At 41.7% G+C, this 24937-nt stretch carries 20 protein-coding genes; 7 read left to right on the forward strand and 13 right to left on the reverse strand.

The features are described from left to right. Positions 1 to 30: 30 nt before the first annotated feature. From IEV36_RS13490 to gspF, 3 genes are all read right to left on the reverse strand, one after another. Positions 31 to 375, reverse strand: coding sequence for a hypothetical protein (locus IEV36_RS13490; RefSeq protein ID WP_005255391.1), 345 nt, complete (start codon positions 373 to 375; stop codon positions 31 to 33). A gap of 261 nt (positions 376 to 636) precedes the next feature. Next, entirely contained in the window at positions 637 to 1074 is a 438-nt protein-coding gene (gene gspG / locus IEV36_RS13495; protein ID WP_032810915.1) for a type II secretion system major pseudopilin GspG, read from the reverse strand. 23 nt (positions 1075 to 1097) lie between these two features. Beyond that, positions 1098 to 2303 carry a type II secretion system inner membrane protein GspF gene (gspF, locus tag IEV36_RS13500; protein ID WP_005255393.1) on the reverse strand — a complete coding sequence of 402 codons (1206 nt, stop codon included), beginning with the start codon at positions 2301 to 2303 and terminating at the stop codon, positions 1098 to 1100. A gap of 213 nt (positions 2304 to 2516) precedes the next feature. Between gspF and IEV36_RS13505 the strand changes: the two genes are divergently transcribed. The 6 genes from IEV36_RS13505 (at position 2517) to IEV36_RS13530 (ending at position 10091) form a co-directional block, all read left to right on the forward strand. Next, complete coding sequence (locus IEV36_RS13505; protein ID WP_227591692.1) at positions 2517 to 4742, forward strand: primosomal protein N'; 2226 nt, start codon at positions 2517 to 2519, stop codon at positions 4740 to 4742. Positions 4743 to 5126: 384 nt separating this feature from the next. Beyond that, positions 5127 to 6944, forward strand: coding sequence for a cation:proton antiporter domain-containing protein (locus tag IEV36_RS13510; RefSeq protein WP_005255396.1), 1818 nt, complete (start codon positions 5127 to 5129; stop codon positions 6942 to 6944). A gap of 117 nt (positions 6945 to 7061) precedes the next feature. Then, positions 7062 to 7937: an Hsp33 family molecular chaperone HslO gene (gene hslO, locus IEV36_RS13515; protein ID WP_005255398.1), complete on the forward strand. Its 876-nt coding sequence runs from the start codon at positions 7062 to 7064 to the stop codon at positions 7935 to 7937. A gap of 119 nt (positions 7938 to 8056) precedes the next feature. Then, positions 8057 to 8668 (forward strand): LysE family translocator, encoded by a 612-nt coding sequence (locus tag IEV36_RS13520; protein ID WP_005255400.1) that lies wholly within the window; start codon positions 8057 to 8059, stop codon positions 8666 to 8668. A 140-nt stretch (positions 8669 to 8808) separates the two neighbouring features. Then, positions 8809 to 9753: a DnaJ C-terminal domain-containing protein gene (locus IEV36_RS13525; RefSeq protein ID WP_005255402.1), complete on the forward strand. Its 945-nt coding sequence runs from the start codon at positions 8809 to 8811 to the stop codon at positions 9751 to 9753. A gap of 11 nt (positions 9754 to 9764) precedes the next feature. Further along, positions 9765 to 10091 carry a chaperone modulator CbpM gene (locus IEV36_RS13530; RefSeq protein WP_004774148.1) on the forward strand — a complete coding sequence of 109 codons (327 nt, stop codon included), beginning with the start codon at positions 9765 to 9767 and terminating at the stop codon, positions 10089 to 10091. A gap of 372 nt (positions 10092 to 10463) precedes the next feature. On the opposite strand, the gene IEV36_RS13535 is transcribed toward IEV36_RS13530, so the two are convergent. The 4 genes from IEV36_RS13535 to rpsO form a co-directional block, all read right to left on the reverse strand. Next, a complete protein-coding gene (locus IEV36_RS13535) occupies positions 10464 to 11687 on the reverse strand; it encodes a magnesium transporter CorA family protein (RefSeq protein ID WP_005255403.1) in 1224 nt (407 codons plus the stop codon). Between the two features lie 130 nt (positions 11688 to 11817). Next, complete coding sequence (locus IEV36_RS13540; protein WP_005255404.1) at positions 11818 to 13137, reverse strand: dicarboxylate/amino acid:cation symporter; 1320 nt, start codon at positions 13135 to 13137, stop codon at positions 11818 to 11820. Positions 13138 to 13397: 260 nt separating this feature from the next. After that, positions 13398 to 15485, reverse strand: coding sequence for a polyribonucleotide nucleotidyltransferase (pnp, locus tag IEV36_RS13545; protein ID WP_171067053.1), 2088 nt, complete (start codon positions 15483 to 15485; stop codon positions 13398 to 13400). Between the two features lie 258 nt (positions 15486 to 15743). Continuing rightward, the gene (gene rpsO, locus IEV36_RS13550) at positions 15744 to 16013 is read right to left on the reverse strand and encodes a 30S ribosomal protein S15 (RefSeq protein ID WP_004774141.1); all 270 of its coding nucleotides are present in this window, start codon (positions 16011 to 16013) and stop codon (positions 15744 to 15746) included. A gap of 238 nt (positions 16014 to 16251) precedes the next feature. On the opposite strand from rpsO, the gene IEV36_RS13555 reads away from it, so the two are divergent. After that, positions 16252 to 17550: a serine hydrolase domain-containing protein gene (locus IEV36_RS13555; protein WP_005255405.1), complete on the forward strand. Its 1299-nt coding sequence runs from the start codon at positions 16252 to 16254 to the stop codon at positions 17548 to 17550. 53 nt (positions 17551 to 17603) lie between these two features. On the opposite strand, the gene IEV36_RS13560 is transcribed toward IEV36_RS13555, so the two are convergent. The 6 genes from IEV36_RS13560 to IEV36_RS13585 form a co-directional block, all read right to left on the reverse strand. Continuing rightward, a complete protein-coding gene (locus IEV36_RS13560; protein WP_005255407.1) occupies positions 17604 to 19364 on the reverse strand; it encodes a T6SS phospholipase effector Tle1-like catalytic domain-containing protein in 1761 nt (586 codons plus the stop codon). Further along, on the reverse strand, positions 19364 to 19804 hold the full coding sequence (locus IEV36_RS13565) for a hypothetical protein (protein ID WP_005255409.1): 441 nt from the start codon (positions 19802 to 19804) through the stop codon (positions 19364 to 19366). The genes IEV36_RS13560 and IEV36_RS13565 overlap by 1 nt, the downstream gene beginning before the upstream one ends. A gap of 115 nt (positions 19805 to 19919) precedes the next feature. Then, complete coding sequence (locus IEV36_RS13570) at positions 19920 to 20360, reverse strand: hypothetical protein (protein ID WP_005255415.1); 441 nt, start codon at positions 20358 to 20360, stop codon at positions 19920 to 19922. 247 nt (positions 20361 to 20607) lie between these two features. After that, positions 20608 to 21030: a hypothetical protein gene (locus IEV36_RS13575; RefSeq protein WP_005255421.1), complete on the reverse strand. Its 423-nt coding sequence runs from the start codon at positions 21028 to 21030 to the stop codon at positions 20608 to 20610. A gap of 89 nt (positions 21031 to 21119) precedes the next feature. Next, entirely contained in the window at positions 21120 to 22019 is a 900-nt protein-coding gene (locus IEV36_RS13580; RefSeq protein WP_005255422.1) for a DUF4123 domain-containing protein, read from the reverse strand. Next, positions 22019 to 24646 (reverse strand): type VI secretion system Vgr family protein, encoded by a 2628-nt coding sequence (locus tag IEV36_RS13585; protein WP_005255424.1) that lies wholly within the window; start codon positions 24644 to 24646, stop codon positions 22019 to 22021. The genes IEV36_RS13580 and IEV36_RS13585 overlap by 1 nt, the downstream gene beginning before the upstream one ends. Positions 24647 to 24937: the final 291 nt, after the last annotated feature.

Here is a 24937-nt window from a genome sequence, read left to right on the forward strand (position 1 = left end):
TACGTTTTTAACGCTCAGTATTTTATTCATTTAAAAGCTCATCGATAATTGCACGCTTAAATAGGCAACCAGACTGGATAAAAATAACATCGGAATATAACGATAAGCTTTAAATAAAAACTGCTCATATTTAGAAATCAAGTCAACATGATTCCAGACCGTGGTTTTCAAGGCACTTAAAAAGCACAAGACAAACCATGCACTTAACATGCTTAATGCAAAGAAACCAATCATAATCTGACTACTTCCCTCAGTGGCTTGCCATAATGTTAAAGCACCTTCACTAATGGGTAATAAAGTTAAAATGAGCAATACAGATTTAAGCATTGCCCAATGAAACTGATTCAGTTCATCTAACATAAAAAATGCTTTCATCTGATTTCTCACACTTGGTTTCAATGGTCTGAATTTATTATGCAAAGCTTTGATCTAAAGAAAAAGTCTATTTTTCTGCATAATTTCTTTTTCTTGTAACTATTAAATATGGGAATAATTCTTATTATAAATCTCACATATTCAATATTCTATTCTATCTTTATTTTTCAATGATTTATTAATAAATTTCGAATTAATAAACATTATCACTTCACTCTAGATTTAATAATTCAAAAGTGAAGTGATATTTTTATCTAACGATTAAGGCTGATAATAAATATCGGCATCATTGCCTTCGCCACCTTCTTTACCATCCGCACCAAACGAATATAAATCAAATGGACGGCCTTCACGACCTGGAATGACATACTGCAAATCATTTTCCCAACTGTCTTTTGGATAGCCACCTTTCACGTAACCACCAGGTAACCAGTTTTTCGCTGTTGCTGGCTGGTTGACCAATGCATCTAAACCACCATCTTGCATCGATGGGTAACGACCATTGTCCAGCTTATATTGATCCAAAGCACCCGCAACACCTTTTAAGGTAATACTGGTAGTATCGACTTTGGCTTTTTCACCACGACCCATCACGTTCGGAACGATTAGTGCAGCGAGAACACCTAAAATTACAATAACAACCATCACTTCTATTAACGTGAAGCCAGATTGCTTCACATATATTTTTTGATTCTTCATATTCATCTCTTTCATGTCACTCATCAAATCATATTGTTCATATTAATAATTGGCAACATTACCGCAATCACAATCACCAATACAATTGCTGCCATAAAAATCAGCATCAAGGGTTCAAGCAAGGCCAGTAAAGTTGAAATAAAGGTGGTCACCTCACGATCCTGCATAGTCGATGCCCGATCCAGCATACGATCCAGTTCACCAGAGGCTTCACCACTTCGGATCATTTGTACCATCATCGGAGGGAAATAACCGCAGCGTTCCAGTTGTGTTGCCAAATTACCACCTTCTGTTACACGCTCCATCGCCACTTCAATGGCATCCCGAATTACCCAGTTATTACTGACTTCGGCACCAATGCGTAAGGCTTCCACCAAAGGCACACCTGAGCGGGTCAAAATGGATAAGGTACTGGCAAAACGTGCCGCATTTATACCACGCGAAAGTTTACCAAATAGTGGCAATCTGAGCGTTAATCGGTCAAATGCATAATGTCCTGCATTGGTTCTTAAGAATCGGGTAAATAGAATGATGGCAATAAAGGCAAGAATCAGCATGCCAATCCAGGTATGCCGAATAAAGGCGCTGGCTTTCATTAAAGCAACCGTGATCCACGGCAAAGCTTCTTTACTTTGTTCAAAGGTTTTGACGATTTCTGGCACGACATAAGTCATCAGGCCCATCACAATACTGAAAGACATCAGCATCAGTACAATCGGGTAGATCATCGCACCCTGAACTTTCTTCTGCATGGCAAAACGGTTTTCTGTGTAGTCCGATAACTGATCCAGAATCAGATCAAGATGACCTGAACGCTCGCCCGCAGCAACCGTTGCAATATATAGCTCGGGAAAGCGTCCTGACTGCTGCATACTTTTTGCCAGTGAATGCCCTTCCAGTACTTTGGAACGTACTGCAATCAATAAATTTCGGACATGCGCTTTTTCACTTTGTTTACTGACTGCACGAAGCGCTTCTTCCAATGGAATTCCTGCCGCGACCAACACTGAGAGTTGACGCGTCATCAATGCTAAATCATAAGCGCTAAAGCTTTTTTTAAACCATGAACGCTGTTGTTGTTTATCTTTTTGCTCAACCGCATCGACCGCAATTGGTGTCCATGCTTTATCGCGTAACTGTTGGCGAATCTGGCGTGCGGAATCCCCTTCCAGCACACCTTTATGTTGCTTTCCTGAGGCATCGATAGCAGTAAATTGATAAGCAGGCATGGTTCTGTTCTAATTGTCCCAAAATAGTCGTTGTTAAGTGCATCCGTGTATGGCCTGAGGAACATGGTTCCACAAGAAATTCATCGACATAACGCACAGCACTTTAGCATAATTCTATGAGATGCCGTCATGCCTTATTTAAGTTGTTTTAAGCGATCATACAACTTAAAAGGCTGAAAATATCAACATACACTTTACATGAATGAAGCCTATATGCCGACCCAAAATTCTAGCGCTATTGTTTACCGTATTCGCGTTGCCATACCTGTATATCTGTATGACACCTTTGATTATACGGTCAGTGCAGAGCAATATGCTCAGGCACAAGTCGGTGCGCGTGTTGCCATTTCATTTGGGCGGCAAAATCTGGTGGGTCTCATCACTGAAAAAGTTGACCCAGACGAAGTATTTACAGGTCAGTTCAAACTTAAGGCCATCACGGAATTACTCGATCAGGAAGCGATTTTAGACCAACAAGTTTTAACTTTGTTGACATGGTCTGCCCAATATTATCAATTTCCGATTGGTGAGGTCATGCAAAGTGCCTTACCCACTTTACTCAGACAAGGTCGTGCCTTAGATATCCTGTTCCATCTATGGAAAATTACGCCACACGATGACCCTGCCTCTTTATTAAAACGTTCGCAAAAACAATATGAAGCCTATCAGGTGCTAAAGTTACATCCGCATGGCACCACTGAAAATGTCTTGAATCTTAGTGGCGTCGAGACTTCGACCCTGAAAGCACTAGAAAAGAAAGGCCTAGTCAAATGCTGTCTGGAACCGCATGATTTTACTCCGACACCCGTGCAATTGGCGCAAGTTCCGTTAACACCGAATGAAGACCAGAAAAAAGCCATTCAACAGATTCTCAAGGCACAACATCATTATCAGGCCTTTTTACTCGACGGTTTGACGGGAAGCGGAAAAACAGAAGTTTATCTGCAAGTGATGCATGAGGTATTAAAACAAGGCAAGCAGGTACTGGTGCTGGTACCTGAAATTGGCCTGACCCCGCAAACCGTTTCACGGTTTAAATCACGCTTTCATTGTGATATTGCCTTGCTCCATTCAGGTCTAAATGATTCGAAACGTTTACAGGCATGGCAACATGCGCAAACGGGCAAAGCTTCGATCATTATTGGTACACGCTCTGCGATTTATACCCCATTGCCAAATCTGGGCCTGATCATTTTAGATGAGGAACATGACCTCTCTTATAAGCAGCAAGAAGGTTTCCGTTACCATACCCGTGATGTCGCCTTATACCGTGGGCATTTGCAAAACTGCCCTGTGATTCTCGGCTCAGCGACCCCTAGCATCGACAGTTACCATCTGGTTGAGTCAGGAAAATTACAGCTCCTTGAACTGAATCAGCGTGCAGGCGTAGCCGTTTTACCGAAAATACATGTGGTGGATTTAAAGATAGCGAAAAAGCAGCATGGTCTCAGCCAGACCTTGATTCAGCAAATTAAGCATACTTTAGAGCGCAAAGAACAAGTCCTGATCTTTTTAAACCGACGCGGCTATGCACCCATTCTGATGTGTGAAAGCTGCGGCTGGCAAGCCAACTGTCCGCATTGTGATGCACACTTTACCCTGCATTCACAGCCTTACCATTATTTGCATTGTCATCATTGCGGTACCATCAATCGTTTGCCAGATCATTGTCCTGAATGCAAAAAACAGAGTTTGAAAACGATTGGGGCAGGAACGGCGAAGCTTGAGGAACATTTACAAGAACTCTTCCCGCACAATGAAGTGATACGGGTTGATCGTGACAGTACCAGCCGCGTCGGTAGCTGGCAGAAAATTTATGATCGGATTCAACAAAACAAGCCGAGTATTTTACTGGGTACGCAAATGCTGGCTAAAGGTCATCACTTCCCGCATGTGACACTTGTTGCGATTCTGGATATTGATGCAGGTCTGCTCAGCGTTGATCCGCGCGCGCCTGAACGAACAGCTCAATTGATTGTGCAAGTGGCGGGACGTGCTGGACGTGGCGAGCATAAAGGTAGTGTGTATTTACAAAGCTTACGCCCCGACCATCCGATGCTGACCACACTGATTGAACATGATTATCGTACCGTCGCCAAACAAATGCTGGCTGATCGCAAAATCGCCCTGCTACCGCCTTATCGTTATGCTGTACTGGTTCGGGTTGAATCTAAAGACCGTGATTATAGCCAACAATTTCTAGCGGATATTGCCCAGCAACTTAGAACAATGGCTGGCGATCTGGTTGATATTTGGGGCCCAATCCCTGCCCCTATGGAGCGTAAAGCAGGCCGTTATCGTGCGCACATGGTGATTTTGTCTACTGATCGGGCAAAACTGCACTTTTATTTACGTCAATGGTGGCAACAAGTGGTACATTTACCTCGACAGCATCAACTCAGGCTTTCCATTGATGTTGATCCACAAGAGTTTAGTTAAGATACTTTAGACAGATGTTATAAAAGACACGTCACAGGATCGGTCTTTTTAACCTTTACTCATTTGAGTTAAGTTAGGGTTTGTTGACATTTCACCTTGCGAGCTAAAGCTCTCATTGCGACAGCGGACATTTTTAGACGATACAAGGCAGGTTTTGCGAAACTTAGCCACTCTAAGTAAGCAAGACATAACGTAGTAGCGGCAAAAAATGTCCCTGTCCCATAGGGTTATGGCTAAAACTTCCCTAAACTACGTTATGAAACTTGACAAGGGACTCGCCATTGCCTACGTTTCATGCCTTGCTTATGTTGTTTTAGCCAATAACGCAATGCATGGCTGAAATATCAGCAAACCCTACAAAGAATAGAAAAATTGAGGCATTCGATGTCCTTACTGCTACCCATTATTTTTTTACTGGCTGCGACTTTAATTTTTGTTCCATTGGCCAAGCGCTATATGGGCACCACTGTTTTGGGTTATCTCATCGCAGGGCTGGTACTCGGTTCCAATGTCGCAGGGCTGGTTGAAGATCCTCAACTGATTCAATCATTGCTCGAACTCGGTATGATTGCGGTCATGCTCTTTCTAGGTCTTGCGTTTCGACCAGTACAACTCTGGGTAGAGCGTCGAAGTATTCTTAAGCATAGCGGCTTACCACTCGCAATCATCATCCCACTTTTGGTCGGTGCCTGTTTCCTACTGTTGAATCAATTGCTGACCAGTCTCATTCTTGGCTTCGCACTGGCACTCTCCGCGGTTACTTTAGTGCAGCAACTGCTACAGAAAAAACAACAACTGCATAACCAGTTGGGGCAAGCCTGTTTAGCCACACTGCAATTTCAGATTTTTATCACAGTGGTTCTGATTGCGCTTTTTCCTTTGCTAGAAGAAACCGCATCTACAAGACATGGAATTGCTTATTTTGCTGCGATTATTGCCACGATTTCGGGTCTGTTTCTCGCCAGTCGCTATCTGGTACGTCCAGCTTTCCGCTTTTTAGCACAAAAAAACAGTATTCAACTTATCCCTGTGCTGAGTGCCTTAATCATTGTCTCGGTCATTCTGATTATGGATATTTTGAATATTCATGTCTTGATTGGTGCATTTTTAGCAGGCTTATTATTAGCAGAAACCGAATTCAAAGCTGAAGTTGAACGTATTCTTGAACCCTTTAAAGATGCTGCAATCGGGTTGTTTTTTCTGGCGATTGGTCTAGGTCTTTCGCTTGAACCTCTCGCTCAGACACCGTTATTAATTTTAGGTTCAATCTTTGGGCTGGTGCTGATCAAGGCGGGTGTTATTGCAGCAATCCGTTATTATCAGCAACGCCATGCCAGATTCAGCACCTTGTTTGGAATTACCTTGGCTCAAAGTGGTGAACTCACTTTTATTCTACTGAAACTGGCAGAAAGTGAAGATCTGCTCAGCAAAGCCTTATTACACCCTGCTTTGCTAATTGTGTTCGGTTCGATGTTATTGACGCCTCTGCTGTACTGGCTCTTTGATGCAGAAATTTTGCCACGATTGCAGAAAAAAGTACCCATTGCGCCTGAAGATGTGCCACAACATCCGATTCTGATCGTCGGTTTTGGACGCTTTGGACAAGTGGTTGCCCGAGTTTTGCATGCGCAAGGCAAACAATTTAGTGTGATTGACAGCAACCAACCAGATGCTGACTTTATTGAACAATATGGACATCGTTTTTTTGATGCCGACGTGACTCAGGTCGACAACTTGCGTGCTGCGGGAATCGAATACTGTAAGCTACTGATTCTCGCAATTGATGATGTTGAAGACAGTATGAATCTGGCGCGTTATCTGCGTTTGAATCATCCCGACCTAACGCTGTTTGTGCGGGCACGTGACCGACATCATGCCCATTTACTCAATGGTTTAGGCATCCAATATATGTGGCGTGAAACCTATGCCGCTTCGCTGGATATGGCACAGCAGGCTTTAGTCGAAACTGGCCTTTCAAATCTTGATGCACAAACGCAGATGGAACGTTTTAAGCAACAGGATGAGCTGCTTCTGATCCAGCAACATTGGGTACAAGAACAGCAAGAGATTGTTGAACATTATCCAAGTGCGATTGCAGAACTTGAGTATTTGTTTGAAAACACAAAAACTTTGCAGCCAGATCGCATGCGCAATGATCAAAACACACAAAGTGATGCAAATTCACTCAATGAAACATCTTGAGTTTTAGCAAACTGACACCATTATTGACTGCATACATGCACCTTTTTATAAAGCCCTAAGTGCTTTTCAAAGCAGCGCATTGCTTTGTTTTCCCTGTGCGGGATACTGGAGAAAAATATGTCTGATTTACGCCAACGCTTTTTTATTGAGGACTGCCCTGTTCGCGGTGAAGTGGTGCATCTGGAAGAAGCATTGCAAACCATTTTGGCGCAACGTGAATATATGCCTGCAGTACAAAGCCTGTTGGGCGAAATGTTAAGTGCAACAGCATTACTTGCCAGCACACTGAAAATCCGTGGCCGTATTAGCTTACAGATTCAGGCAAGCGGCACCTTCAAATGGGCAATGGCTGAATGTAACCATTTAGGTGAAGTTCGTGCTCTGGCTGATTATGAAGAAGATCCACGATTTGTAGAAGGTCATGATAGCCGCACAGTACTTGCAGCGTTAACCAATCCGGTTCTGTTCATTAATATTGAACCTGAGCACGGCGAACGCTATCAAGGGATCGTACCGCTTGATCAACCGACCTTGGCAGGTTGCTTGACGCAATATTACGATTTATCGGCGCAGATCCCGACGCATATCGTATTGGCAACCAACAGCAAACGTTCAGGTGGTTTATTGATTCAATTACTTCCTCGTAATGATGAAGAAGAGCAAAAAATGGTGGACGAAGACCTGTGGCCTCGTCTGACCATGCTTACTGAAACCTTGAAACCAGAAGAGCTAACCGATCTTTCAGCCAATGAAATCCTCTATCGTTTGTATAACGAAGAAGAAGTGCGTTTGCCTGAAATTGAACAGTTAAAGTTTGGTTGCACCTGCTCTAAAGAGCGTTGTGCCAATGCATTGATTCAGATTGGTGTAGATGCGGTACACGAAACTTTAGAAGCGCAAAACCCAATCCAGATGGATTGCCAGTTCTGTAATACACGCTATGAATTTACAGCAGAAGAAGCTTTGGCTTTATTCGGTGAACATTTAAGTTAATTTACCCAATGTTCAAAAATAAAAAGAGACGGGCTTCCGTCTTTTTTTATTTTGTATTAAGGTCTACCCGATAAAACAATTTTTAAATCTCCCAATAATATCGACCTTATGATTAAGCTATGAATTACTTCGAATATTTGCTGTTTATTGTGAGTGTGGTGGTCCTCATTGCCACGCCCGGCCCTGTGATGATTCTGGTGGCCAGTGCTGGACTCAAAGGCGGTTATAAAAAAGCTTTACAGACCATCTTTGGAACCAACTTTGCCTCTTTAATCCTGATTTTTATTTCAGTGCTGATTCTCAAAGGCTTTCTCACCATTGATGAAAATTACCTGAAAGCCATTCGGGTATTAGGTTGCCTTTATATTGCCTATCTTGGTTATAGCATTATTAAAGAAGTCATTCAGGCACCGCATCCAACTGCAATTCAAACCGTATCGGCACAAAATGGCGGTTTTAAGAAAGGGTTTCTGGTCGGAATTTCCAATCCCAAAGATATTATTTTCTTCTCGGCATTTTTCCCGCAATTTATTTCAATTTCACCCAATATCAATTTTAGTCTCAGTCTATTAACCGTGACATGGATCGTTCTGGATTTCTTGACCTTATCTTTGGTCTATCTGTTCTTCCGTCGCTTATCGCAAAGCAGTATTTATCCAAAAATTCTCGGTTTATGCGGTGCCTTACTGGTTTTGATTGCACTGTATGGTCTGATCGAAACCTTTATCTAGACGTTCAACCAAGCCAAATAAAATTATTTACATGCTCTTTTCTGATTCAAACAGAACAAGTCTTATACAATCGAATCCATTGAAATCTCTTGGATTCGTTTCATAATGAAAGAAACACAACATTATTATATTTAAAGATCATGGCAAAAAATTATTATGAAGAGCTAGGTGTTTCCAGAGATGCCTCAGCAGATGAAATCAAAAAAGCCTATCGAAAACTGGCGCGTAAATATCATCCTGACATTAGTAAAGAAGCGGATGCAGAAGCCAAAATGCAGGCGATTAATGTCGCCTACGACACCTTAAGCGATAGCAGCAAAAAAGCCGAATATGATCAAATGCTGGATCACCCACAAGGTTTTTCCAACTTTGGTCAAGGCAACCAAAGCGGTTTTGATGGTTCACAGTTCTATCGTCAGAGTTCAGGAGAAGGGGCAGATTTTAGTGGCTTTGAAGACCTGTTTGGTCGTTTTGGTTCAGGCTTTGGTGGTGGGCAACAACGCTCTCAACGCCAACAACGTAGCTATCGGGGTGAAGATCAACATGCCAGTATTCAGGTCGATTTAGATATCGCCTATCACGGATCAACCCAGCAAATCACGCTACAAATTCCGACTTATAACGTCTATGGCGAGCCTGAAGTTCAACGCAAAACCTTAGAAGTTAAAATTCCAAAAGGAATGAAGGTAGGTCAGCAAATCCGTCTCAATGGTCAAGGCCAGAGTGGTATCAATGGCGGCGCAAATGGTGATCTTTATATCGAGATTCAGTATAAGGATACTGACCGTATTCGTGTTGAAGGTGCTGATGTATATCAAACCATTGATGTCAGTCCTTGGGAAGCAGCTCTCGGGCAAAGTATTGAAGTCAATACCCCTGCTGGACAGCTCAAGGTGAACTTGCCGAAAAATGCCAAGAATGGGCAACAGTTACGTTTAAAAGAGAAAGGCATTCCGAACAAGACTGCGGGGCATCTGTACCTGATTATTAATATTGTTTTACCGCCAGCGCACAGTGAGCAAGAGCAACAGGCTTATCAACAATTTGCCGAAGCCTTTGCTACATTCAAACCTCGTGCCTCATAAGGAGTAAGATCATGACAACGATTCAATACAAAGAAATTCAATATGACGGTCACTGCCAAGTTGAAATCATTGATGAACAATTGGCACTTGATCTTGAACACTTTGCAGAAGCATGTGGTCAAAGTACCGAATGGGTCCTCAAACTGATCGATTATGATATTTTGCAAATCTCTGTCGATCCGCAAAGCTATCAGTTTATTGGTGAAGATGTCAGCCGTGCTCGGCGTGCCTATCGCCTGCAACGTGACTTTGATGCAAGCCTGTCAGCCGTAGCCGTGATGCTGGATTTAATCGATGAAGTGCAACAGCTTCGCAAACAGCTCAAGCATTTTCATTAACCAATATTCTTAATTTAACGAACAACTAGATAAAATCTGATACTCGAGGGGATCATCCACAACCTGAGCGAAGATAAACAAAGCACTGCTTTGTCTGAAGCGCAAGACGAACAGCTATGCTGTGAGTATGGTATCAAAAGTGAACCTTGCGGAGCTTTAGTCGCTCCTCATGTGGATGACGCTGCCTTTGCTCTTGCGAAGCTTTAAACGCTTCTCAGGGCGAAACCAAAGTAAGGCGAGCCGGAACGAACCAAAGCGATTAAAGCTGTGGTGAAGTGCAAGACGAAGTAGTTAATCCTGAGAATGGATGAGAACTCAGTATGACTCTGCTAAAAATTACTTTTTAACAATGAAATATTTGAACGAAATCTGTTATTTCAGCTTGGTCATTTTCTCCACTTCTTTCAGCGTTTGCTTAATCGGTTCGTAGTCCAGAAACCATAATAAGTTTAAATTACGCTGCTTATGTTGCTGTGCCAGCAAATCAATCACACTCCGTTCACCGCGTCCAACCAGATGCTGACGATAGAAATAATATAGCAGCAACACGGTACTCATCAGCATTACGCCCAGCATGATCCAGAATCCAACAGGTGATTTCAGCCCGGGAATAAACTCGAAGTTCATCCCATATACACCCGTTAATAAGGTCAATGGCGCAAAAATGGCTGTGATAATGGCTAATATGCGCATGTTTTCATTGGTTTGATTGGCAATCGCAGAAAAGTGCAAGTCGATAGCCGACTGAATCGCATTACGCAAACGTAAGGTATGTTTCTGTACCCGTTCGACATGGCTCATCAGATCATTCAAACGCACCAGTAAAATGTCTTGCGCCTTATGCTTATGCTCACCCACGACATGATGATAATTATCGACCAGCTCATCTCTAAACTCCTGCAAGGTTTCAATCTGCTCCTCACATAAATTTTCGATTTGCTGAAATGCCATGTCTTCATGAAATAACTGATGCCATTGCTTAAAACGACGATTACCCTGTAACAACTGCTGCTGCCAATATTCAACCCGACGTGTTAACGGTGTGCGCAGATTCAGATAGCCATCAATCATGCTGTTCAGTAAGCGCAAGCAGAGGTCTGCGGGTGTCGCAGGTAATTTACGTGGTTTATTCTGCTCGGCGATCGGACGTCCCATAATGGTCTGTAGTCGCTGTATATAGCTTTCGACTGCCTTATTGCCCTGCTCGCGTACACTCACCAGAAATTGTGGCGTCAGGATAAAACTCATTGGCGTGGTGGCGAGCCCAAAAACACTCTCATGGGATTCCAGAACATTCTCACTTTCAAGAATTTGGTCATCTGGGCTAATTAACTTACGGAACACCAAGAGATCGTATTCTTCAACCGTATCAAAAGCACAAGGATGCTCAATATTGAGTAAATCGCGCATATGGAATTCATTCAAAACCAATCCCGTATGCCGACAAATATCGCTTTGCCACGTCTCGGTATGATTGACCAGATCCTGTCTTAAACTATCGACCCACAAAAATTCCAGCGCGTGTTCTGCTTGTTGTTCTGTACTAATAAAAATTGTATTTTCACTGTTATGGCGATAAAAATAATAAAGCTGCATAGGACAATATGAATTTGGATAGCTACTGAAATGCTGCCATGAAGCGTCGTAAAAAGCTATCGCTATTCAACCCGCTATTTCCTGCACAATAAAAAAGCCTCACATGGAGGCTTTTTTAACAGATAAAAGATTATGCATCTTCTTTAACGATACCGTGCTTTAACGCCAGATCGAGTTGTTCTTTATCTAATGCCTTATCCCATTTCGCAACTACGATAGTCGCACATGCATTCCCGACAAGGTTGGTCAATGCACGACATTCAGACATGAAACGGTCAATACCTAAAATCAGCGCCATACCTGCAACTGGAATTGCTGGCACGACTGAAAGTGTAGCTGCCAAGGTAATAAAGCCTGCACCAGTGATTCCTGCTGCACCTTTAGAGCTCAGCATCGCCACCAATAAAATGGTGATCTGTTGAGTCAGCGTCAATTCGATATTACATGCCTGCGCAATAAACAAGGCTGCCAAGGTCATATAAATATTGGTACCATCCAGATTAAATGAATAGCCTGTCGGAATGACCAAGCCGACCACTGATTTTTCACAGCCCGCCTTTTCCATTTTCGCCATCAATGAAGGTAATGCTGCTTCAGATGAACTGGTACCGAGTACCAACCAGAGTTCATCTTTAATATAACGAATCAGATCAATAATCGAGAAGCCGTTATAACGTGCGACTGCACCCAGAATCACAATGACAAACAGTAAAGCCGTAATATAGAAGGTCGCAATCAGTAACATCAAATTACCAATCGAGCTAATCCCATACGCACCAATGGTAAAGGCCATTGCACCAAACGCACCAATCGGCGCGAACTTCATCAACATCCCGACCAAGGTAAAAACGGGATTGGTCAATTGTTGAAGAAAGTCTGTGACTGGACGGCCTAAATCACCTGATTTTGCCAAAGCCAAACCAAATAATACGGCAACGAATAGAACCTGAAGAATTTGTCCCGATACGAATGGGCTGACCAACGTATCTGGAATAATATTCATTAAGAAGCCAGTAATCGAAGATTCATGCGCCTTAGCTGCATATTCATCGACTTTGGTGCTGTGCAAGGTACTTGGATCAATATTTAAGCCATGACCTGGCTCAATCACATTTCCAACAATCAGGCCAATAATCAAAGCCAAGGTTGAAAAGGTCAAGAAGTAAATCATTGCCTTCGCGGTGACACGCCCAACACTTCCAATATTTTTCATCCCTGCAATCCCTGTTACAACCGTCAGGAAAATCACAGGAGCAATGATCATTTTCACCATTTTAATGAATGCTTCGCCCAGCGGCTTCAAGCTTTCACCAAACTCAGGAAAGAAATGACCAAGTAGTATCCCCGCAACAATTGCGAAGATCACTTGTACATAGAGAATTTGATAGAACTTTGGTTTCTTGGGAGGTTGTTGGTCATCTTGACCTGCGGCTACATGATCGACAAGCATGTGCAATATTCCTTCATATTGAGATGAACAAATAGACTTCCGACTGTCTATCTAAAACCACATAAATACGGCAGGCACGGAAATTTGGGGAATTCTACGTTAGTTGTTGGGCTCAGATTTAAAGCATTAGACTAATGTCTAATATAAAGAAATTTTATGTTTACAGTTTCAACTTTTTATATTTATAACAATCATTAACTTAATAAAAAAAGCGCATTGTTTGTACAATGCGCTTTTTTTAGTCGAAAGACTGAGCTAGCTTATGCTTGCTCGATATCTTTCATTGTCAACTTGATACGACCACGGTTGTCGACATCAGCAACTTGTACTTTAACTTCCTGACCTTCTTTCAATACGTCAGTCACATTCGCAATACGCTCATTTGAGATTTGTGAAATGTGAAGTAAGCCATCAGTACCCGGCATGATGTTGACGAATGCACCGAATTCTACAATACGGATTACTTTACCGTCATAGATCTTACCTGGTTCAACCTCAGCAGTAAGTGCTTGAATTTTTGCAATCGCAGCACGAGCAGCAGCTTTAGTTTCACCAAATACGCGAACTGTACCGTTATCTTCAATATCAATTGCAGCTTTAGTTTCTTCAGTAATGGCACGAATCGTTGCGCCGCCTTTACCAATAACATCACGGATCTTGTCTGGATTGATGTTAATCACTTCAAATGTCGGTGCATTCGCACTGATTTCTGCACGCGCACGTGAAATCACTTTATTCATTTCATTGAGGATGTGCATACGACCAGCAAATGCTTGGTTTAATGCAACTTCCATGATTTCTTCAGTGATACCTTCGATCTTGATATCCATTTGAAGTGCAGTAATACCGTTTGCAGAACCTGCGACTTTAAAGTCCATATCACCTAAGTGATCTTCATCACCCAAGATGTCAGAAAGAACTGCGAAACGCTCGCCTTCTTTCACTAGGCCCATTGCGATACCCGCAACTGGTGCTTTAAGTGGAACACCTGCATCCATAAGTGATAATGAAGCACCACATACAGAAGCCATTGAAGATGAACCGTTAGATTCAGTGATATCAGAAACGATACGAATTACGTACGGGAAGCGGTCAGCCGCTGGAAGTACAGCTTGAACACCACGACGTGCTAAACGGCCATGACCGATTTCACGACGCTTAGGACCAGATTCACGACCAGTTTCACCTACAGAGTATGCAGGGAAGTTATAGTGCAACATGAAGTTGTCAGTTTTCGTACCTGAAAGGGTATCAACCATCAACGCATCACGCGTGTTACCCAAAGTTGTTGTAACCAACGCCTGAGTTTCACCACGTGTAAATAATGCAGAACCATGTGCACGGTCTAATACACCAACTTGTACGTCGATACCACGAACAGTTTTGGTATCACGACCATCAATACGCGGCTTACCAGACAAGATGTTGTCACGTACTGTACGGTATTTAAGGTCTTCAAATAATTCATTTACTTCGTCAGCAATACCAGTCTCGTCATTTTCAGGAACGAACTGAGCAACCGCTTCTGCATAAAGTGCATCAAGTGCCGCATAACGGTCTTGTTTGATTGCAATGGTATATGCTTCAGAAATCTTCGCTTCGAAAGCTGCTTTTAATTGCTCAAGAAGCACTTCGTTTTTGCTTGGAGCAACCCAAGTTGATTCAACTGCGCCCGCAGCAGCAGCAAATTCTTTAATCGCTTGAATTGCGATTTGCATTTCGTCATGACCGAAAAGAACAGCACCAAGCATTTGGTCTTCTGAAAGCTCTTTCGCTTCAGATTCAACCATTAATACTGCAGATTCAGTACCAGCAACAACAAGATCAAGGTCAGATTGTGCAAGTTGTTCGAAGTTCGGGTTAAGAACGTATTCACCGTTAATTAAACCAACACGCGCACCACCGATTGGACCACGGAATGGTGTACCTGCAATTGACAATGCAGCAGATGTACCTAGCATTGCAGCAATATCGGCATCCATGGTTTTGTCAGAAGAAACAACAGTTGCTGTTACTTGAATTTCGTTGAAGTAACCTTCTGGGAACAACGGACGGATTGGACGGTCGATCAAACGTGAAATTAAAGTTTCAGCTTCAGAAGCACGACCTTCACGCTTACCGTAACCACCAGGGATACGACCAGCAGCATATTGTTTTTCTTGGTAGTTAACAGTCAACGGGAAAAAGTCTTGACCCGCTTTTGCTTTAGGTTGGGCAACAACTGCAACCAGAACAGTCACGCCACCCATGGTAACTAAAACTGTATTGGCTTGACGTGCAACACGACCCGTTTCTAAAACAACTTGATGTTGACCAAATTGAAATTCTTTACGAATGATATTAAACATTGACATGTATTATATTTTCCTAGTTTTATTCTAGTGAGACCCCTAAGGTTTGGCATTCAGACCACCACTAGCGTGTGGATAAATGACAAAGCTTAGAAGCCATCGCACTAGATCAAAAATTTTTAAATAAAAGTTAAACACAAAGAAGGAGCGAACAAGCGCCCCTTCTAAAATCACCTAACGGAAATTAGGTGAAACTCTCTTTTCAGCGATAAGGCATTGCAACATGCGAAATAGCGAAAACAAAGTAAAATCGAATTAACGACGTAAACCTAATGCGCCGATCAAAGCAACATAACGACCGTGATCTTTACCGTTTAAGTAGTCAAGTAATTTACGACGTTGGTTTACCATACGAATCAAACCACGACGGCTGTGATGGTCGTGTTTGTGTTCTTTAAAGTGACCTTGCAAATCATTGATTTGAGCAGACAATAAAGCAACTTGTACTTCAGGTGAACCAGTGTCGTTTTCAGCACGAGCAAATTTAGCGATGATCTCTGCGCGATCTGCGTTAGTTAAAGCCATTCGATTTCTCCGAGATGCTTAAAAAATAAAATGATATTGATCAGTTGAAAACAACTGACTGCCGTGCATCACTACAGCAAGGCGCTATTTTAAGTGATCTATCGCTATATTGCAAAATTGTTTTATGTTTGCTGGCATTTCGGCAGCTGACAGCATTGCACAAAATAGGCACACTACCCTTGCTCTGTTTAGATTCATGACAGAGGAAAAAAGAAAATGAAAAAATTGCGAGGGATGCGTGAAAATTTTATCAACCAATACTTGCTACGTTCCACATGACCTCAATCAGGTGATTCGCACCAAAGATGAGGTTTCGGCTGAATTGGGTGGCATGACAGAAAAGCAGATTCAAAAAATCTGGGGCAGTGTCGAAGCGCTCTATAAAACGGGGAATTATCCACTCATCACTTTATGTTTACGCCGACAAGGACAGATTTTGTTAAACCGCAGTATTGGTTATGCGCAAGGCAACTCGACGGAAGGCTTAGCGCCTGATGCCAAGATTGCAACACCAGATACACCAGTATGCCTGTTTTCTGCATCTAAAATGGTGACAGCCATGTTGGTGCATATGCTGGATGAGCGTGGCGACCTGAATTTACTTGATCCGATTAGCTATTACATTCCTGAATATGGCGTCAATGGCAAACGCCGTGCCACGATTTTTCATTTACTTTCACATCGTGGCGGCATTCCACGTATTGATAGCGAAGTAACACCAGAACTGCTCTTTAATCAGGAAGAAATCTTAAAACTGCTTTATGCCGCGAAACCAGTTTCCCCTTCAGGTACGCATCTTGCCTATCATGCCGTCACTGCGGGTTATATTCTGGGTGAAATCGTTCAACGCGTGACAGGACAAAGTGTTCGCGAATTCCTCGCGGAACACATCGAAAAACCGATGGGCTTAGACTATTTTAACTATGGTTTAAAACAAGAATATCGCGATGATGTTGCCTTGAACTATGCCACAGGGATTCATCCAAGCTTAGGCACAGATTTTTACCTCAACCATGTGTTAGGAGGTGGTCTGCAACTGGCGGTGGATGTCACCAATGATCATCGCTTTATGGATACGATTTGTCCTGCGGGTAACATTTATACCAGTGCTGAACAAGCGGGACGATTTTTTGAAATGCTGCTGAGTGGTGGTGAATATCAAGGCAAGCAAATCATGAGTGAAAAAACCGTATTCCGCTCAACCTTGCCGACCTCTGGCATTAGTCTGGATCGAACCCTATTAGCACCGATGCGCTATGCGCTGGGCCCAATGCTGGGTAGTAATCCTGTTGGCTTATTTGGTCCAATGACAGGTCAGGCGTTTGGTCATATCGGTTTCTCAAATATTTTGTGTTGGGCTGATCCTGAACGTGACATTAGTGTGTCATTGCTCACCACAGGTAAATCGGTGGTAGGTACACATCTGCCTGCACTGGCAAAAACGTTGTACCAGATCTCCACAAATTGTCCAAAAATTCCGAAAAATCAGCGCCGCTCACTGTTTGCGACCGATCGTACTGAGGCGGATTTAGTCTAATTTATGTGTAAAAAATAAGGAGGTTGATTATCAACCTCCTTACTTCCACCAGCTTAACTCGCAGCATCTAAAGCTGGCTGTTGCTGATCCAGTTTAGATTGCTGGAATGAGTCCATCAGTTGCTGTTGCTGTACCTCTGGATCTTTGGAGCACATTATTTTCTGCTCACTCAATTTTTTATCGATTTCCTGACCTTGCCGACTACGTCTCGGCTCAAAAACCGTTCTTTGATAGAAATAACTAAACGGTTCTGCATTGAATAAGAAGCCATATTTTGAGTCATGAACATATTGCTGATAAAAATCAGCGACAGGTTGGATGGTGTCCCGCTCCCAACTTTCTAGCTCCCAGCCGTCAATACTAATCAGATATTCATAAAGTTTAGACACTGGTGATAAAACACGGAAAATATTGATACCACCGTTCTTGGAAGCAGTAAAATTCTGACTGGCTCTCAAGCGTCTGATTTCCTCCGCCATACTGGCAGGGCCAAAAGCTGCAACTGAATAATCTACCGTTCTACGCATTGTCCCCTTACGTTCCTGCTCAGTCGCAATTGCTTCACCGCTACGCTGGATCGTGCCATAAGCACTATAGTAAGTTTTCATCGCTGCCATCATCTTGGCTTTGATTTGCTCACGATGCTTCATCGCTTGATCTGGATTTTTCGCCTGAATTAACTGCATGGCAGTTGCTTCCTGACTTTGCATATCCCTAACGACTGACTGATATAAGGTTTCAACCTGAGGTAAAACTTCGAATTGTGTCTTAAATAAGTCCCCATGCTCTTTTTGTAATTGCTCATAGCTATACATCCGTACACCTGCCTGTACGGCTTCATTGAGCATATCGCGTAAAGGGATACGGGCAAAATGATCGGTAATCTTGGTTTTCTCATCCAGTGGCATATAGCCTCCTCCAACATCCGAATGCATGCCTGGATAAACTACCTCTTTCCACTTTGAATTTGCCAATGTGCCATCTTCTCGTTTACAAATCAGATCAACTGGAAAGGCAAAGCGTTGTTCATTGCCTGCCACATGATGCACACACATCTTAACCCGTTCATCGACCACCATATCACGACCTTTAAAGGTCAGATTATTCAGAAGATTGGTTGAGGGTAAACCAAAGGATGCGACTGTATCAAAGATCCCCAAGAACTGAAATTCGATCGGAGATTTTTTCTCTCCATAGGTCAAACCATCACACGTAGATTCACATTTCCCGAGCATTTGATTGGTAAAAGCGCGTGCCAATGCAGCACCACGAGAGAAACCAAATACAGAGATATTAATTTTTTTAATAAGACGATGCTCTGACAAGCATTGGCTCAGTTCCGTTTCACTAGTGGCTTTGCCTGCTGTCGCATATTGCGACAGATTTTTTTCAGCACTCTTTACTTTAATTTCCAAGATTTTTTTTAGGTGATCGTTAAACTGTTCTTCGCCATAATCTAAACGTCTAGCGCCACCAAGTCCTGCACCAGAACCAAGTGCCAAATTATCCTGCATCCATGAAATGGTTCTTTGAAAAATGCCTAACTCTGCATTGAAATTAGTCCCAACTCCTGAGACATAAATGGCATGATCAGGGTCTTTTTTATGATCAAGAGTATATTGAGCAGCATTCCTCCAAAGTCGGGCAGGATTCGACCACTTCTGATTTTTTTCATCTGCCTCTTTATTATTGCCTGTCCCATCAAAAAAGACAGAAATATTGACTACATCACTACAGTCTTGTTTTTTTGTTGGAGAATCATTTGACACATCATTATTAACATTAATGATTCGTTTTAACTCTTCAGATAACATTATTTATCTCCCCTCTTTACCCCTTCCCTTTCTTGCTTTTCCATCCATGCCAACCCTTTTTCAGTTGGATCGGGTAAATCATTTGATGTGGTCACCTCAACGGTATCATCTGGATAGATATGTAGAGCTAAATATTTTTTCCCTTTTAATTGCTCTTTATGAATTATGAGTTGATTGGTTGATTGGTATAACTTACCCGTATTAGAGTCTTTCCATGCTACAGTTTGCGGACCAACTTTAATTGGGCTAACCATAGTTGCCTTTCCAAACCCCCCGCCAATTTCATGTCCATTTAATTTGAACATATAGGGGCTATATCTAAGATCATAACTAAAAGAAGTCGTCGCCATATTATAAGTTGCATTTGGACCGATCCCAGCACAACCTGCCATGCTTAGTGGTATTGCTGTAAGTAACGCAAATACTTTCTTAAATGTCATAATCTTACCCTCATCTTTATCTCTATATTTAAGCCATATAAACGATTTTTTTGAATTTACATGGCTTAAATATATGTAACACTATTAGCTATGACCTACTTTAACTGTTTAATTATTATTTACTTCCTCTTTTTATCCCCATGCTTCTTTGTTTTTCCATCCATGCCAACCCTTTTTCAGTTGGATCGGGTAAGTCATTTGAGGTTGTAATTTCAACCGTATCATCTGGATACATGTGTAGAGCTAAATATTTTTTTCCTTTTAATTGTTCTTTACTAATCACGAGTTGATTTTTTGCCGTATGCAGCTCACCTGTATTACTATCCTTCCATGTCACTGTTTGTGAACCTACTTTAATTGGTGAAGTTATTACCGATTTACCATCGCCCCCTCCTACTCTTTGACCATTTAACTCAATCCTATAAGCATGATAAGAATCATCGTAATGGAAAGAAGTCGCTCCCATATAGTAAGTTGCATTTGGACCAATCCCAGCACAACCTGCTAAGCCTAGTGGTATTGCTGTAAGTAATGCAAATACTTTCTTAAATGTCATAATCCAACCCTCATCTTTATCTCTATATTTAAGCCATATAAACGTTCTTTTGAATTTACATGGCTTAAATATATTAGTAATAGCTATTCACCTCTTTATTATTACCTGTCCCATCAAAAAAAAACGGAGATATTGACTACATCACTACAGTCTTGTTTTGCACTAGGCAAATCATTTGATACATCATTATTGACCGCACTTATTCTTTTTAACTCTTCAATTAACATGTTCGCCTCTCACTTTACTTTTATTTATTTTTTCTTAATTGCTCTCGCCATTTCATCCCCTTTTCCGTTGGATCAGGTAAATTATCAGACGTAGTGACTTCAACGGTATCATCGGGGTAAATATGTAAAGCTAAATATTTTTTATTTTTGAGTTGCTCTTTCTGAATCACAAGTTGATTTGTAGATTGATGTAATTCACCTGTTTTAGAGTCCTTCCATGTTACTGTTTGCGGACCAACTTTAATTGAATTTGTAGAGGTTACATTACCAAATCCCCCTCCAATCTCAGAACCATTTAATAACAGCATATAATCTGTATACCGAGGGTCATACTTAAAAGAAGTTGTCGCCATATAATAAGTTGCATTTGGACCAATCCCTGCACAACCTGCTATAACAAGGGGTAAAATGATAAAGACTATAAATACTTTTTTAAATTTCATTTTTACATCTTAATAATAAATACTCTTAACTCATTATTGATTCATCACGATCAACAATACATTCCTGCTAAATCAACCATACATATTGTTTATCCAGCTTTAGTCATTAACTTCGCCATCAGCTCATCCATCGTAATGACTTTTTTACTTAATTCAGCAAGCACGATTTGTAGATCTTTATCTTTATTAAAATGGTCGCCATACATCAATTTAAGGCAGAGAAAGTTTAATAAATCCCGTGTTCCAGACAAATGATATTCTCGTGCTTGTGGAAGCGTATCTATTACAAATTGATATAAGGCATAATCATCCATTTTATCGACTAAAAAAGAATGATTCAGTTTGAGGTGATAAATCAAATGATCAGGTAAAGTAGCCTCAACCATTCTTTCCTCTTGTTCTGCTGTAAACATGAGTGGGATTGTATAACGAGGTAAAATATCAAGCTTCTGATTTAAACCAAATATAGCCTGAAGATTAGCGAGACGATCCCAATACCACCAACTTTGAATAGGGCGTAATAAGTTTTCGATCTGCTCAGGACTGAACACAGGTTCTTTAACATATAGAGTTTGATCCTCAGCATGCCCAACCAAGGTTGCCAATATCACTGGATCCCAAAAGGCTAAAACCATTTCTAGCCCACCTTCAAACTCAACCTCTAAAAACTGACGTAGATGTTCAAACAACAGATCGAAAGAAACAGGCGTTACAATCAACGTCATACTTGCTGTCCCAGCAACATGACGTTCGACCCAGCTCCATTCTGCACTGGAAAAATCACGAGGTAACTGCAAGAGATGAGGTGAAATAGCTCGTGCTTTCTCTCCACTGGCTTCTTTTAACAAGCACTTCTGGCGTAAATGCTCAAATACTTTGAGAAAGCGCTTATCTTGAGCTGCATCGGCAATCGCATAGACATTCAGCTCCAGTTCATCTAGTGGATAATCTTTAAAGGTTTCCAAAAAAAGAGTCAGATTACCCTGCATTACACACCCTCGCCTTTGTTAATAAATGCTCCACGTTGCGAAGCTCGTCTTGCTAAACATTCCCAGCAGATATTATTCGGAAAAATAGGAAGTTGGGGCGTTTCACTCGCCCCTGTTGTAAAGATATGCTGTCCAGCTTTAGCTTTGAATGTATTTGGCGTAACCACCGTTACCCCTTCAGCATTAATTTTTAAAGCGCTGTCTTTCGCTTTTAAAACAATTTCAGTTGGGCTTTGTATCTCAACTTTCCCTTCTGATGACGTAATTTTGATGTCTAGCCGCGCAGCAGCTTCCAAATGATTATCCTGTGCTTGTAAATCAAACTTTCCTTTTGCAGCATAAATTTTAAGGTCTTCCTGACCTGCGAACATGCTCAGTTTTTTCTTGGTATTTAATACAAAATGTTCGTCTGCACTAATATTTACAGATTGCCCACTTCCGACTGTTACTGCCTCTAAAGCATGAAGATGTACATTCTTTCCTGAAACCATAGCAATACTTTCAGGCGCTGCTATGAGCATCAGTGCATCGCGTGCTGCTTTTAAGTCAGACCATTGTGTTTCAACTTTTTTGATATAAGCCTCGACCTGACTCAACATGTCCGCAGCTTCTGCTTGCTGTTTTTCTGCATATTCGGACAGCGCTTTCATACTTTCAAAGCTTTCCGAAAATTGTGCCAGAGCTTCTTTTGCTTCCAGTTGAGTATCTTTTGCCTGATCTTGTACAAAGGTTGAAAGATATAAACCCTTGCTTCGGATTGCGCCCGCATTATCACTACGTAGTTCAAATCCCTCACCACGACCTTCACTTTCAGCCACTTCCTTTGGATGGCTTAAATTACCGAGGTTCAGTTGGGTTGCACCATGACTGCTGTGTAATTGGGCACTGATTTGCCCTGTCGTATCATCAAAACGCAGTTGGTTATAGCCTTCACCACCCACTTCTTTTGAACGGATACCACTGAGTTTTTTGGTGTCAGGAAGTTGCCCTTTAATATCAAATTTAGTGGGTGAGCGTTGCGCTTCATGAATACGACCTGTTACAAATGGGCGATCAATATTGCCATCAAAGAAGTCAATTACTACGATTTCATCTTTACGTGGTAAAAAGCGCGTACCATAGCCTTCGCCCGCCCACGGGGTGAGCACATCGACCCACGCCGAATCGGTATCACTGTCATTCGATCCTGCACCACCATCATGTGCATGGTCTTCTGTACGGGTAAATAGAAAGCGAACCTTGATTCGTCCCCATTCATCAACATGGATTTCTTCACCATCGCTCACGACTTTGGCACGTTGTACATGTGCGGTAGGACGGTGAGTCAATGGATCATATTCGGGTACAATCTCAATCGTTCGACGTACCACCATCAATTCATTGGCTTGGCGTTCTTGCTCACTATCTTTACTGATTGGCCAATGGCTAAGACTGAGTAATTTTTCGACTTGTTCCTTTATATCTTTCGGAAGATTGTTCTGGTTATAAAAATGCTTGGTTAGGATTAGGAATTCTTTATCATTTTGACTATGGTTTTTTTCTAATTCTGGATGATCATTCAACTGAAACCAGTAACCCACCTGAGTATCTCGAACACTACTATGTGCAATAAAGTATTTCGCCTGTAAAGCTTGATATTGATTGAGCTGCTTGTTGAGTTTCTCTAATTGATTATTTCCTGATGCTGTAGCCTGATCTTCTCCATTTAAATCAGCAATCCAGGCAGGTGAAATATTCCAGGCTTGTTCCAGACTTAAACTCTCATTATCTCGCTGGGTACTGTGTTGATGTGAACTGAGAACTGAACCACTGGCATCTTCTTGACTTAGACTATCTGCTTGCCAACGTTGTACATGTATAGCCGTAGGCTGTAATTGGCGCTGGGCAATAAAACTGGTAATACTGTCAGCCTGCTCAACCGCATTGGAACGATGGTAACGAATAGATCGGCGTTCAAGCGCCTTAAATTGTGCGTTATCATCAATCAGACGTAGCTTTTGGGCTTCGATACTTTGACTTGAACTCGCAACAATATAATTCGACTCATCAATTAAAAAGTTAATCGATTCTTCGCGTAATAACCGAGTTAAATATTCATAATCGCTTTCATTAGACTGCATTGAAAAAGGGCGGATATCATAGTTTCTAGTTAAACCACTGGTATCCAGTTTTAGGCTGGCAGCAAACAAAGGGCTTTTGCTTTGCCACTCTTTGAAAATAATTTCGCAAATATCCACGGCACTTTTATTCATAAATACGCGACTATTGCGTCTTTTATGCCATAAGCTCGTCGCGTCCTGCATCGTCAACCGATAAAGGCTCAATGCACCATCGCTTTGTCCTTGACTTGCACCTGTAATAATTCCCGTCGTTCTAAAGAGTTGCCCAGAATCCGTCACTTGATCAATAGCAACCTGACAACCAATAAATTGTTTGAGTTCAATATAAGGATTGGTAGATAAACAGATCAGTTCTAGGGAGAGTCCATCATTAATGCCGTGATAACCATCTAGACGTTGCAGCATGATTTGAGTATTTAGAGCCGCATTTGAAAACTGCATACTAATGGCACGTTTTTGGGTGCCGAGACCTAAACTTTCTAATATCTGAAAAATACTACTTAACATTGTTATTATTTAACCAATCGAAAAATACAGTTAATTTTGCCTAGAATTGTCTGTCTTGTCTAATTTCTTCAAAACAAAAAAAGCCCAAGTTTCAACTTGGGCCTTTGCGCTGAGGTTTTATTATTATCATTTTGCTTTATTTTTCTTGTTAACTCTTCTTCTCCTTTCACATTCATACCCTCTGAATGATCTTACACACATCATTGTCTTTATTATCTCGTTCTTGTGTGTGCTGTTTCTATACTGACTATTCTGTCAGAATCAATTGTGGAGAAAAATAGCATTTTTCTT

It is taken from the genome of Acinetobacter vivianii, from assembly GCF_014635885.1.
In the GTDB taxonomy this organism is placed as follows: Bacteria; Pseudomonadota; Gammaproteobacteria; order Pseudomonadales; family Moraxellaceae; genus Acinetobacter; species Acinetobacter vivianii.

Coding starts and splice junctions, on each gene's coding strand:
- IEV36_RS13520 (WP_005255400.1), top strand. CDS start 8,057: ATGAATTACTTCGAATATTTGCTGTTTATTGTGAGTGTGGTGGTCCTC.
- IEV36_RS13570 (WP_005255415.1), bottom strand. CDS start 20,360: ATGACATTTAAGAAAGTATTTGCATTACTTACAGCAATACCACTAGGC.
- IEV36_RS13565 (WP_005255409.1), bottom strand. CDS start 19,804: ATGACATTTAAGAAAGTATTTGCGTTACTTACAGCAATACCACTAAGC.
- pnp (WP_171067053.1), bottom strand. CDS start 15,485: ATGTTTAATATCATTCGTAAAGAATTTCAATTTGGTCAACATCAAGTT.
- rpsO (WP_004774141.1), bottom strand. CDS start 16,013: ATGGCTTTAACTAACGCAGATCGCGCAGAGATCATCGCTAAATTTGCT.
- IEV36_RS13575 (WP_005255421.1), bottom strand. CDS start 21,030: ATGAAATTTAAAAAAGTATTTATAGTCTTTATCATTTTACCCCTTGTT.
- IEV36_RS13490 (WP_005255391.1), bottom strand. CDS start 375: ATGAAAGCATTTTTTATGTTAGATGAACTGAATCAGTTTCATTGGGCA.
- gspF (WP_005255393.1), bottom strand. CDS start 2,303: ATGCCTGCTTATCAATTTACTGCTATCGATGCCTCAGGAAAGCAACAT.
- IEV36_RS13540 (WP_005255404.1), bottom strand. CDS start 13,137: ATGCTTGTCGATCATGTAGCCGCAGGTCAAGATGACCAACAACCTCCC.
- IEV36_RS13530 (WP_004774148.1), top strand. CDS start 9,765: ATGACAACGATTCAATACAAAGAAATTCAATATGACGGTCACTGCCAA.
- IEV36_RS13580 (WP_005255422.1), bottom strand. CDS start 22,019: ATGCAGGGTAATCTGACTCTTTTTTTGGAAACCTTTAAAGATTATCCA.
- gspG (WP_032810915.1), bottom strand. CDS start 1,074: ATGAAGAATCAAAAAATATATGTGAAGCAATCTGGCTTCACGTTAATA.
- IEV36_RS13510 (WP_005255396.1), top strand. CDS start 5,127: ATGTCCTTACTGCTACCCATTATTTTTTTACTGGCTGCGACTTTAATT.
- hslO (WP_005255398.1), top strand. CDS start 7,062: ATGTCTGATTTACGCCAACGCTTTTTTATTGAGGACTGCCCTGTTCGC.
- IEV36_RS13525 (WP_005255402.1), top strand. CDS start 8,809: ATGGCAAAAAATTATTATGAAGAGCTAGGTGTTTCCAGAGATGCCTCA.
- IEV36_RS13535 (WP_005255403.1), bottom strand. CDS start 11,687: ATGCAGCTTTATTATTTTTATCGCCATAACAGTGAAAATACAATTTTT.
- IEV36_RS13505 (WP_227591692.1), top strand. CDS start 2,517: ATGCCGACCCAAAATTCTAGCGCTATTGTTTACCGTATTCGCGTTGCC.
- IEV36_RS13585 (WP_005255424.1), bottom strand. CDS start 24,646: ATGTTAAGTAGTATTTTTCAGATATTAGAAAGTTTAGGTCTCGGCACC.
- IEV36_RS13560 (WP_005255407.1), bottom strand. CDS start 19,364: ATGTTATCTGAAGAGTTAAAACGAATCATTAATGTTAATAATGATGTG.